This window comes from Emticicia agri, from assembly GCF_004168285.1.
In the GTDB taxonomy this organism is placed as follows: Bacteria; Bacteroidota; Bacteroidia; order Cytophagales; family Spirosomataceae; genus Emticicia; species Emticicia agri.
The window spans coordinates 1-11,700 of the sequence record NZ_SEWF01000025.1 but is presented as its reverse complement, the minus strand read 5'-3'; the positions used below and the strand labels follow the sequence as shown (position 1 = coordinate 11,700).

Sequence of the window (11,700 nt, the reverse complement as noted above, 5' to 3'; positions counted from 1 at the left end):
AAAGGTACTGTCCTGAAACTTCAGGACAGTACCTTTTTTCAATACATTTACTCAGTTTTTTTAATGGCTTCCATGCCCTGCATGCGCATCTGCCTCTTTTGCAGGGGTAGGGGATAGTATCTTGGCAATGAGTGCCTGATTGTCCTGATTTTCTTTAGTAGAAACTTTGCCCAAACGTGCATCTAAATCTTTCAATATGCCTTTGGCTTCTGTGGTATTTAATGAGCCTGTGCGTTGAATGGTATAATTCAGGAATTTAGGCAATTTGGCTTTTTCGCCCATCTGTACAAAACGTTTGGCATCTAAAGTAGCCAAAGGTTCTGCGGCTATCCAAACCATTACAGGTAAGTTATGGTCGGCTTTGTCGGCTACTTTCTGCGACAAGGCTTCTACTACTTCCCATCTCTGGCTTGGGTCAATGCGTTGCATGGCCGATGCCAGGTATAATCTTACTAAAGGCGAAACATCAGTTTTTGCCATTGTCCCGAAGCGTTTCAGAGTTTCAGCCGATACACTTTTGTTTTCTGCCAATAGCTGAATCGCCCAACTTCTGAGGTACTCGCTTGGGTTTGATAATAAAGCTACCAAGTCTCTCTCGGTCAACCCTTTCGTTACGTGCAATGTCCACAAGGCTCTCAGTTTACGGGTTACATCAGGATTTTTAGCCAACATTTCCCTTAATGCTTCATGTGCTTGTGCACTGGCGCCACGTTCCTGCAGAATGGCTCTGGCCTGACGCACATACCATTCATTTTTATGTAACTGATAGTTTACCAGTTCCATATCAGTAGCTTTCGACAAATCTACCTGCACCCATTTATCGTTATCATGGGTGATTTTGAAGATGCGGCCCATCGTTTTGTTATGCACGTCAGGATTTGCACTATGGCACTGGTTTTTATCATACCAGTCGATAACAAATACTGAACCGCTTGGGTCATATTTAAAATTCAGCCATTGCGACCATGAGTCGTTCATAATCACAAAATCTTTATTGTGCGATGCCGAATAGCCGGAACCCGAACGTGTCAACTGGTCAACATTCATTCTTGCGCCATTGATATTATTCATAAAGATTTTATTGCGGTATTCCTGCGGCCAGCTACCACCCAAATACAACATCGCTCCGGCATGGGCATGTCCACCACCTGCCGCACCCGACCTGAAATTACCTGCGTGTGGCCCTCTTTCGCCTAACCAATGGCGGTGGTCAGCAATGGTGCTGATATCGTCATAAATATAAGGATTGAAGTGTTTGCCTGCCTGACGGAAGAAGCGTCCGCCCTGAACCGTGTGGTACATGTGCGGAATCACGCAAGCCGTAATAAAAGGGTGTCCGTAATCATTAAAATCCAATCCCCACGGATTACTTGAGCCTTCAGCAAATACCTCAAACTCATGTGTGGTTGGATGTAATCTCCAGACTCCGCCATTGATTTTAGCTCTCTGGTCGTCAGGTGTGCCTGGTTTACCCACTTTGGAGTGCGTAAATACGCCATGCGTACCATACAACCAACCATCAGGACCCCATCGGAAGCTGTTTAAAACCTCGTGTGTATCCTGAGTTCCCCAGCCATCCAAGAGTATCTGTGGAGGGCCGGCAGGTTTATCGTTGGCCTCATCAAGTGGCACATACAGCAGGTAAGGGGCTGCGCCTAACCATACCCCACCCATACCTAACTCTATCCCACTTACCAGGTTTAGGTTTTCCATGAAAACCTTTCTGCTGTCAAGCGTTCCGTCGCCGTTCGTATCTTCAAAAATCAGAATTCGGTCTCTGCCTTGTCCTTCTGGTGCAGGTACCGGATAGGTATGTCCTTCTACTACCCATAATCTGCCTTTCCAGTCAATAGTAAAGCATATAGGGCGGACAATTTCCGGCTCTGATGCTGCCAGATTAATCTTGAATCCTTTAGGCAAAGTCATGGCCTTGGCCGCTTCTGTGCCCGAAAGGCCTGCATTGATTACAGGGTCAAGCGGAGGAAGAATAATAATATCTTTTTGTTTTAATTCGTTCGGAAAATTCGGGCGGGATGGATAAAAAAGGAAATTATCAAAATTAATATGCGCCCATTTGTCGTTCGGAATATAAGGTATCTGCGAAATACCTGTTTCGTTATCAATAATGCGAATAAAAATATTCTTGTTCAGGTAAGGTCTCAAATCAACTACCACAGGTTGTAGTGTGGCTCTTCCTTGCCCTGTCGAATGGAAAATTACTTTTTTGGTATCAGCCTGTACAATTTCTACACGGGTATCCTGCAAAGCTCCACCCGATACACTGAAAGCCGCATAAGGTTGTGTTACCTTAAACGGTACAGAAGTTAAGGTACCTGTTTGTTGAAAATTGGTTGTACCACCACTACTTAAAAATTGCTTTCCTTCAAAGCCAATGCTCATTTCTTTTTCATGTACAGGCGATGGGTCTGTGCTGTAAAGTGGATTCGTAAAGGCAGTTCCTGTAGCTGTCCAGTCTTTTAGCGTACCGGTTTCAAAATTCAGGTTCAGCGGCTGACCGTCTTTGGTCGGTAGTTTGCCTGCTACTACGGCTTCTGTAACCGGTCCGTCAACTACCTCAAATTTGCCCACCATTCCGGCGGCACGGTGACCCGGTACAGTACAATAATAAGTATCACTTTTTTCGGCTTTAAAAGTAATGCTGGTACTTTGCCCTTTTTCATTGACCGTTTTACTTTTCAAACCCAGTTTTTCTAAGGCAATGTCGTGTGTCATCAACTCTGTATTCACAATCGTAATGCGCACCGAGCTGCCTTTTGAAGCTTTTAGCGTGGGATTACGAGCACCGTTTTTGGCAAAGTAGCCCAGCATACTTGCGTCTAATCGGTACTCAAAATCAACTTTTTCGGTGTCCTCCTGTGCATATACACTTAGTATAGCTATGAGTAACACCAGTAATGGTAAGAGCAAATGGGATTTTTTCATAGTTAAAGGTGAAATTGTTTGAATAAATCTATTGAGTGATTGTGTGAATTAGCGAATTAGTGAATAATAATTGTCTGAACTTTGATTTACCTGATTTATTTGATTATTATGATTTTATAATTGATTAACAGAAACGGACTATTCTTTTTAATCTACCAGTATATTATCAGCGAAATCATAATAATCAGTTAAAACGGTCCGCCGTCGCGGCACAGTTCAAGACTAATCACTCATTCACTAAATCCCACAATCACTAAATTCTCCTAATCCGGCAGTTCTTCCAGAAATACCTCCTTAATGGCTACCTGTGCGGCTCCTCCGCCATGAATCTGGAAACCAATCAAGCCAGACTGAGGGATGCTTGTATCAGGTTCGGTATAATCAACGGTTTGTTTGCCATTAATCCATAAGCGGATATGGCGATCTTCTGCCCGAATCTCATAATCGTTCCAGTCGTTGATTTTTACCCATTTCAGCACCTGAGCAGAATCCGGTTTTATCAGCGTTTTGTTCCGACGTGATTCATCATATAAACTCGCCCAGTAACCTTCTCCAAAGTCTGCCTGGTAGCCTTCCATTTCATAGGGTGGGTTCGTTAAACGCTTGCTGCGGAACTGTATGCCGGAATTGATAAAACCCTGATTTCCCGTTAGCTTAATTTTCAGTTTCAAGATAAAATTGGCGTAGGTACGGGTAGTAACAATAAAATCGTTATGGGGTACTGTTTTTTCAGTGGAGCCACCTATCAGCATACCGTTTTCGATACGCCAGGTCTTAACCGTATCGCCTTCCCAGCCTTTGAAAGTTTTGCCATCAAAAAGCCTGACAGGTTTTACGGTAGTCTGAGGGATAAAACTCATCAGACAAATGCTGATGATGATTGAATAGAATAATAAAACTTTCATATCAGTTAGGGGTTGAATTTTCCTCACCCCAACCCCTCTCCTTGAAGGAGGAGAGGGGCTTTAAAAGCCTTTCAAAAAATCAGATGAAAGTTTTTTAAGCCCCTCTCCCGAAGGAGAGGGGTTTGGGGTGAGGAGTTATTTCTTAGGCACCAATTTCAATAATAAACCCGGACCTTCGGTAATTACATAGATAATTCCATCAGGGCTTTGGGCTACGTGGCGTACACGGCCTACATCCTGTAATATTTTTTCTTCTGTTACATACTTGGTACCCTCTAATTGTACACGTGCCACATGGCGGAAAGCCAATGCACCTACCAATAGATTGCCTTTCCAGTCAGGGTACTTAGTGCTGGTAACAATGGCCATGCCGCACGGGCCGATTGATGGCACCCAGTAACGTGTTGGGTTTTCTACCCCTTCCATTTCTTTATATTCTGTCAGAATAGAGCCATCATAATTAATACCGTACGAAGTCTTAGGCCAGCCGTAGTTTTTGCCTTTCTGAATCAGGTTTAGTTCATCGCCACCTTTGGGACCATGCTCTACGGCCCAGATTCTGTCATTAGCAGCATCATAAACCATTCCTTGTGGGTTGCGGTGTCCGTAAGTCCAGATAGAAGGGCTGGCACCTGCCTGATTGGCAAAGGGATTATCTGTCGGGATACGGCCATCCGGATAAATCCGGTGAATTTTGCCGTGGTCGTTATCTAATTGCTGCACTTTAGGTTGAGTACCTCTCTCGCCTACGCTTACAAACATATATCCGACTTTATCAAATATAATTCTACTGCCAAAATGATAATCAGCTTTTAAAGCAGGTTTCGCAACAAATACATCTTTTTTCTCAACTACCTGATTCCCTTTTAGTTTGAAGCGAGTTACTGCCGTAGAAGAACCATCTTCCATCGGCTTAGAATAAGCAATGTAAATCCAGCCGTTAGTCTTGAAATCAGGGTCTAACTGAATATCTAATAAACCCCCTTGCCCACGATTTACTACTTCAGGTACGCCGGATAGTTTCTCACCTGTAAACTTATCATTTTTAAACACCAATATATCTCCTGCTCTTTCGGTTACTAATAGTCGGCCATCTGGTAACCAGGTCATACCCCACGGATTGTTAAAACCTTCATAGAGTTTTTCTGAGGTAAATGCGGTACTCGTCTGCCCGAATACGAGGGTTGTAATGCTCAGAAAAAAAGTGAAAAGTAAAAGCGTTTTTTTGTTCATTAGAAATGATAGATAGCTTTGGTTAAAATGATAGCCCGGAGTAATGCCTAAAATCTGTAAAACATGATGAAGAAAAAAAACTTTAAAACTTTAAACATACGCCGTTTGTCAAAGTTATTAATTATCCAAAGAATTTTTAGTACAAAAGCCTGTTTTTTATCAGAGGGTGCTTAGGTATCTACTTCATTGCGGCACAATTTTTCAAATCGTTTGCTTAATGCGCTGCAAATTCAATAGAATGAAAAATACCTTATTGCCCGAATCACAATTTCTGTAACGACAAACCGTAAAAATTGTACAGCAACGGAGTTGATATGTTACTTAATTTCTTTATATTCGTTATAAAATCTACATACTCATTACAAGCCATGAAACACATCTTTGCTATTGTTGTGCTATACATTATTGTTTCCTCTTGTCAGAAAGAAGAACCTAAATCAGCCGCCAAAGACCTCCTTACTTTTTCTTTCAAGCAAGCCAATAATGCAATAGATACTGATGCCGAAGGAGTAATTATAGGTAAAGAAATAAAAATCTCCTTGCCTTCGTCTGTTGCGCTCAATAACCTGAAGGCTACCTTTACCAGTTCGCCGTTAGCTACTGTAACAGTAAATGGTAAAAATCAGATAAGTGGTACTACAGCTAACGATTTTACCAATCCGGTTACATACAAAGTAAAGGCCGAAGATGGTAGCATGAGTGAATATACTGTTACTGTGAGTAAGGTACCTTCAGCAGAAAAGCAACTCACAGGCTTCTTTGTCAATTTTAAGACTTTTTCAGGGGCACCAACCATTTCAAAGGCAAAAGCTTCGGGTAATAATTATACGATTTTTATGCCACCACACATTAATCCTAAGTCTGTAAAAGTAATCTTTACTACTTCCTTAAAAACGAGCGTAAGCCTGAACAATAAACCATTGGTAAGTAATGACAGCATTGATTTAAGCGCTCCTATTACACTTACAGTAATAGCCGAAGACAAAAGCACGCAAAATTATACGATTACACCCAAGTCTGTCGATCAGGAAGTAGATAATCTGGTGAATGCTTTTGTGAAGAAATATGATATAACCGGCTTGACCTTTGCCATCAGTAATCAGGAAAAACTGATGTATGCCAAAGGTTATGGCTATGCTGACAAGGCTAATAATACGCCTGTTACTCCCTATTCTCTTTTCCGGATAGCCAGTGTCTCAAAACCTATTACTGCCATTGCCGTTATGAAACTGATTGAGGACGGAAAATTATCGCTTGATGATAAAGTATTCGGCGATAATGGAATTTTGGGAAATAAATATGGCGGAAAGCCTTATAGAAACGGCTATGAGAATATTACGGTGAAGCATCTGTTAGAACATACAGCCGGAGTAGCTACCAACGATGGTAATGACCCTATGTTTTCAGCTTTTAATCTGACACAAGACCAGATTATAGAGAATGCAGTAAAGAACCGGAATCTATACGCCACGCCCGGCACGAAGTACTATTATTCTAATCTGGGGTATTGTATGTTGGGTCGAATTATTGAAAAAGTATCAGGTATGACTTACGAGCAATACCTGCAAAAAGCGATTTTTGAGCCAACAGGCACCGATAACATTCAACTCACAGGTAATACCATAGCTAACCGGAAAGAAAATGAAGTAGTATATTATAGCCAGACCAATAGCCCTTATGCCTACAATGTAGCCCGTATGGATTCGCACGGAGGTTTGATAGCATCAAGTATTGATTTATTAAAGCTGATAAGCCATGTAGATGGTTTTAATACCAAGCCTGATATATTGAAGCCCGAAACCATTGCTACCATGACTAAATACAATGCAGCCAATGGTTATGCGCTCGGTTGGTCGGTTAATCAGGCTAATTACTGGTGGCATACAGGCTTGCTTATCGGAACTTCTTCTGAATTAGTGAGGTCGCCCAGTGGTTTTTCGTGGGCAATTATTGCCAACTATGGAGAACTGAATAGTAATGACCAGTATGTTACTGATTTAGATAATTTAGGCTGGAATATCATTTCTGCCATCAAAGACTGGCCAGAGTATGATTTGTTTTGATGGGTTTGCTTTATATTTTCAATCAGATAGGAATGTCCGCTTTACAGTCGGGCCTTTGCCTTGTGACCTCCGCTCCGCTCACTCGCCGATTTGACGATTCAAATGGTTGCTGATTATAAGAAACTTAGACTCTATTGCGCCAAGCCGGTGCTTGAACGCAGCGGCCGACGCCAGGTCGAAGGCAGCAGCATCGGAAAACGCTTCCTTAAAAATATTTTTCCTCCCCTGTGATTTTTCCCTCTTCTCTACGAATAATTGAGTAAACAATGATTATTTACTCAGATGACCTACAAAAAATTACGATTAATTGCATGGACATTGCTCTTTATTACGATACTGACGCTCAGGTGTCATATTACTATCACTAAAAATTACTATTATAGTACTTCACAACAAAAACTGATTCGGACAGAAACAAGTATTTGTGTGCAAGATGCTAAAACAGATAGCGAACCATGACACCAGACCCTAAATCGGAGAAGTTTCTGGATGTGTTACAAGCACACAAGGGCATTATCTATAAGGTAGCTAATGCCTATTGTAAAGACGCAGAAGACCGCAACGACCTTGTGCAGGAAATTATGGTGCAACTCTGGAAGTCTTTTGATAAGTATAATGAACAGTTTAAATATTCGACATGGATTTATCAGATTGCCCTCAATGTAGCTATCTCGTTTTACCGTAACGAAAGCCGTCGGCAACATATAGCCAGTCCTATCCATGAGGGTATTCTGAATTATGCAGATAGCGGCCATGCCGATGAAACAGAAGAGCATATCAGCATTCTGCACAGGTTTATAGCAGAACTGAAAGAACTTGATAAAGCCTTGATGCTGCTTTATCTGGAAGAAAAAAGCTATAAGGAAATTGCCGAAATCATCGGGATATCCGAAACAAACGTAGCAACTAAAATCGGACGCATCAAACTTATACTCAAACAAAAATTCTCAAATGTCAATCAATAGAACAATGGAAGATACAGAAATACTTAATCTGTGGAAAGTCTACGATAAGAAACTCGAAGAGAATCTCTCACTCAACAAAAAGAACGCCGAAGATATTACCAAAATAAAACTTCACTCACATTTACTGTCAATGAAACCCATGAAAATCTTTACGATTATCGTAGGTATTCTCTGGGTGGTTTTTGTGGATATATTAATTGTGATTGCTTTTAAATTTGGTGTTTCATTTTTTTTAATTTCAGCTATTATTCAGGTACTGCTCACTAAATTAGCTATTGGCGTGTATGTGTATCAGCTTATTCTGATTAACCGGGTTGACATAAGCGATTCTATACTGGCAACACAGGAAAAAATAGCCAGATTAAAATCGTCAACTATCTGGGTTACCAAACTCCTTTTCTTGCAGTTTCCGGTATGGAATACTTTTTACTGGACTCAGGCTGTCTGGGAAAATGGCGGTATCTGGTGGTATGTGATACAAATTCCGCTTACAGCAGCTTTTACTTATTTAGCCATCTGGCTATTTGTCAATATCAGGTATGAAAACAGAAATAAAAAGTGGTTTGGATTAATTTTCAGGGGCAAAGAATGGACACCCCTCATGAAATCAATGGAAATACTGGAACAGATAGAGGAGTATAAAAGGAAATAGAGTTTTATTGTAATGAATATACAGAGTAATTTTATCAACTTTAGGTATAAAATTCTGACTGATGAAATCACTCTATTTTATAACCATTTTTTTGTTAATAAGCTGTAGCAGGCAGAGCTTAGTAAATTCCGATTGCCGGACTAATTGCTATCAGATAGTAAAGAATTACGCTAAGCCCGCATTAAATGAAAAAGGTGAAATAAAAGGAAGATTGTTCGATTTTGCTGATAATTCACCTTTTACAAGCGCCAGAATCAGCATTAAAGGAATAAACTTTGAGCAGGAACTGAAAACCAATGAATATGGTGATTTTTCGATTATGCTTAACGAAGGACATTATACCATAAAAATTAGTAGTATAGGTATTCACGAACTTACCACCCGGAAAATTTTAGTCAGAAAAGGGTATTCACTAAAAATTGATTTTATGATTACTTATGAAGTATAGAAATACTAAGAAGCTATTTACTATATTTACCCCTGTTCAATTAAACTTAAAAAAATGTTCCTTTCAAAATTCTACAAAGTTGGAATGATAAGCCTGCTTTTCATTCCTGCCATCTGTATTCCCTATTTAAAGGTTGAGTACAAAAAAAGAGATTTCAGACTACTAAAGCTGAATATGCCTGAGCCTGTTTATAGAGGTGGATGGTCTTATGATTATTCGATGCTCGACAAAATCAGAAAAGAAACGGTTTTAAAAGACTTTGAGTCCAATAATCCTAATCTTGAAGAGACTATCTACGAATTTTCTAAGTTGGATAGTAATCAGGCTTTTTTAGAGAAAATACTTGTTAATTACCAGTATGGTCTTAGAATAAAGCTAAACCACAAAACTACTTATGAAACTCTCGTAAAACTTCTCAATGCTTGTAAGAAATATAAACTATCTAGATATCCCATCGACCTTAGATACAATGAGATGTATATTTTTGATATTTTCAATATGCCCAAAGAGGATAAAATTTTACAAGAAGGCCTTTTACTACTAGGAAATTGCATAATAATAGAAGAACCCGAAAGTACCTTTTCGCAGAAACTTACTGAAACTTTCAACAACTACATTACACCCGTTGCCAAGAGCTTTAACAAAACTCTGATTATCTATATAGGCTTTCTGTCTATTGTTTTTGTAGCGTATAGACGAGGCATTTAATCGGCCTATCTGTAACAAAAAAAGCGTGGGTAACTATTCTTAATAGTTGCCCACGCTCATGACTCCAAAGTCTTAAGATCGTATCAATCCAAATGGTTTAATGAAAATAATACCAAACTGATAACAGCGTCAATAATATAAGTATTACAGCAAGTACCTTCCGATTTTTCAATGGTTTTAGCAAAAATAAAACAACTTCTTCACCCTTATTTTTATGATAAAAAGATAGGCGTTTGCCCGTAAATTCATCCGGCAATGAGAGTAATTTTGTTATCATGCTTTTACTTGGTTGAAGTATCTGGGGTATCCTGTGCAGCTAAAGCATTTAGCTTCTGTTGTTTCAGCATTTCTCTTTTCAATCTGCGTTGCTCCTTTCTTTTGGGCCAACGGGCAGCTTCATAGGCAGCTAACTTTTCTTTGTTCAGTTGACGATACTCTTTGGATTTCTCTCTTAATTCTTCACGATGGTTAATCGCATAGTCTCTCGATCTTTGATTCAGGATGTCGCGGTGTTTTTCACGATACTTTTTATGGTATTCTTTTTGATACTCGCGACTTTTTTTGGCCTTTTCTTCCTCTGTACTCATGGTGATAAAAAAGTTGGTTGACAAAAAATATTAACTTTACTTTTTTAGTCAAGACGCACATTTGTACAAAATACATTTGTGCAAAACACCTATGGGACAGCGCAAGAAGTTTTGGTAGAAAATTTTTCTAATCAAATAGCAGAAAAAATTTATCTTGTGGATAAGATGGGACTCGAACCCATGACCTCTTGACTGGCAGTCAAGGGTTTACCATACTTTCCGTTCACAAATAACTGTAAATGCCTGCAAATAAACAAAGAAATAAGGCTTATTTTGTCGGGCAATTGTCGGCTTTGGTCTATTACTAACTCAACTTACTCCATTTATAGAGCATTTTGCGAAAAATGTCCCCTTGAATATAGCTGACTTTAACAATCTGATTATCAATAAGCCTGAATATCATTAAGGTTATTCATTAAAGAGAACGTTACTATCTATGCTTTTATTTTGCGGAGAAATTAAGATTTGGGTAGTCGTATAAATGTAATGCTGTAGCTATCTTTGTAAAAAAAGGCAAAGATGAACTGTAGTCATTGTAATAGCGAAAATACGAAGAAGAATGGTCATACTCATTACGGTAAGCAAAACTATTTATGCCATAATTGTAATCGTCAATTTGTGGAGGGTGGTCAGGATTGGTTTGTGAATGAATCCGATAAAATTCTTATTAACAAACTACTCTTGGAGAGAATATCTTTATCCGGTATTTGTCGAGTATGTGATTTGAGTCAGCAGTGGCTATTATCTTACATCAAAGACTTATATAAATCCCTACCCGATGATTTAAACGCTGATTTGACTTTGCCGGATATTGAATCTTATTTAGGAGATAGAATGGATGAAGAAATCGGAAGGATAGAGGTTATAAAAAAAATTCGATTGCATTACAAGAGTACATTCAAGTATCAGATAATGAGGTAGTTATAGAAGATGTAGTTACTAATTATTACTTATCTGACATAGAAAATAACGATTTATTAGTCAATGAATTATATAGTAAACAGAGAGGGGTAAGGGTTGAGTATTATGGTATTCAATTAGATGAGATGTGGACTTTTGTAGGTAAGAGAGCCAATAAACAATGGTTATGGTTAGCACTAAACCCTATTAATAGACAAATTATTGCCTTTCATATAGGCAGTCGTTCAAGCAAAGATGCACAAGTTTTCTATGAAAAAATACCTGCTGTTTTCAAG

At 39.3% G+C, this 11,700-nt stretch carries 12 protein-coding genes and 1 tRNA gene; 8 read left to right on the top strand and 5 right to left on the bottom strand.

The genetic code is table 11. The features are described 5' to 3' along the window. Positions 1 to 60 precede the first annotated feature (60 nt). From EWM59_RS16680 to EWM59_RS16670, 3 genes are all read right to left on the bottom strand, one after another. Positions 61 to 2,943, bottom strand: a complete 2,883-nt coding sequence (locus EWM59_RS16680) for a PVC-type heme-binding CxxCH protein (protein WP_130022367.1) — start codon at positions 2,941 to 2,943, stop codon at positions 61 to 63. Positions 2,944 to 3,206: 263 nt separating this feature from the next. Next, positions 3,207 to 3,848, bottom strand: a complete 642-nt coding sequence (locus tag EWM59_RS16675) for a 3-keto-disaccharide hydrolase (protein WP_130022366.1) — start codon at positions 3,846 to 3,848, stop codon at positions 3,207 to 3,209. Between the two features lie 135 nt (positions 3,849 to 3,983). After that, positions 3,984 to 5,081: a PQQ-dependent sugar dehydrogenase gene (locus EWM59_RS16670; protein ID WP_130022365.1), complete on the bottom strand. Its 1,098-nt coding sequence runs from the start codon at positions 5,079 to 5,081 to the stop codon at positions 3,984 to 3,986. A gap of 368 nt (positions 5,082 to 5,449) precedes the next feature. Between EWM59_RS16670 and EWM59_RS16665 the strand changes: the two genes are divergently transcribed. The 6 genes from EWM59_RS16665 to EWM59_RS16645 all read left to right on the top strand — a co-directional run bounded on the left by EWM59_RS16665 (position 5,450) and on the right by EWM59_RS16645 (position 9,917). Continuing rightward, a complete protein-coding gene (locus EWM59_RS16665) occupies positions 5,450 to 7,144 on the top strand; it encodes a serine hydrolase (RefSeq protein ID WP_165372199.1) in 1,695 nt (564 codons plus the stop codon). A 282-nt stretch (positions 7,145 to 7,426) separates the two neighbouring features. Next, positions 7,427 to 7,603, top strand: a complete 177-nt coding sequence (locus EWM59_RS27655) for a hypothetical protein (protein WP_165372198.1) — start codon at positions 7,427 to 7,429, stop codon at positions 7,601 to 7,603. Continuing rightward, positions 7,600 to 8,109 carry an RNA polymerase sigma factor gene (locus EWM59_RS16660; RefSeq protein ID WP_130022363.1) on the top strand — a complete coding sequence of 170 codons (510 nt, stop codon included), beginning with the start codon at positions 7,600 to 7,602 and terminating at the stop codon, positions 8,107 to 8,109. Before EWM59_RS27655 ends, EWM59_RS16660 begins: the two co-directional genes overlap by 4 nt. A gap of 4 nt (positions 8,110 to 8,113) precedes the next feature. Beyond that, positions 8,114 to 8,761 carry a hypothetical protein gene (locus EWM59_RS16655; RefSeq protein ID WP_130022362.1) on the top strand — a complete coding sequence of 216 codons (648 nt, stop codon included), beginning with the start codon at positions 8,114 to 8,116 and terminating at the stop codon, positions 8,759 to 8,761. A 61-nt stretch (positions 8,762 to 8,822) separates the two neighbouring features. Beyond that, complete coding sequence (locus EWM59_RS16650) at positions 8,823 to 9,209, top strand: carboxypeptidase regulatory-like domain-containing protein (RefSeq protein WP_130022361.1); 387 nt, start codon at positions 8,823 to 8,825, stop codon at positions 9,207 to 9,209. A 54-nt stretch (positions 9,210 to 9,263) separates the two neighbouring features. Continuing rightward, positions 9,264 to 9,917 (top strand): hypothetical protein, encoded by a 654-nt coding sequence (locus EWM59_RS16645; protein WP_130022360.1) that lies wholly within the window; start codon positions 9,264 to 9,266, stop codon positions 9,915 to 9,917. 281 nt (positions 9,918 to 10,198) lie between these two features. Here the strand turns inward: EWM59_RS16645 and EWM59_RS16635 are convergent, their stop codons facing one another. Continuing rightward, positions 10,199 to 10,504: a hypothetical protein gene (locus EWM59_RS16635; protein ID WP_130022358.1), complete on the bottom strand. Its 306-nt coding sequence runs from the start codon at positions 10,502 to 10,504 to the stop codon at positions 10,199 to 10,201. A gap of 157 nt (positions 10,505 to 10,661) precedes the next feature. After that, positions 10,662 to 10,725: transfer RNA gene (locus EWM59_RS27650), tRNA-Ser, on the bottom strand. A gap of 298 nt (positions 10,726 to 11,023) precedes the next feature. Here EWM59_RS27650 and EWM59_RS28860 point away from each other — a divergent pair. Both EWM59_RS28860 and EWM59_RS28805 read left to right on the top strand, forming a co-directional pair. Beyond that, entirely contained in the window at positions 11,024 to 11,425 is a 402-nt protein-coding gene (locus EWM59_RS28860) for an IS1/IS1595 family N-terminal zinc-binding domain-containing protein (protein ID WP_445447093.1), read from the top strand. 125 nt (positions 11,426 to 11,550) lie between these two features. Next, positions 11,551 to 11,700: IS1 family transposase (locus tag EWM59_RS28805; RefSeq protein WP_130022357.1), on the top strand; the 150-nt coding region annotated here is incomplete at its 3' end.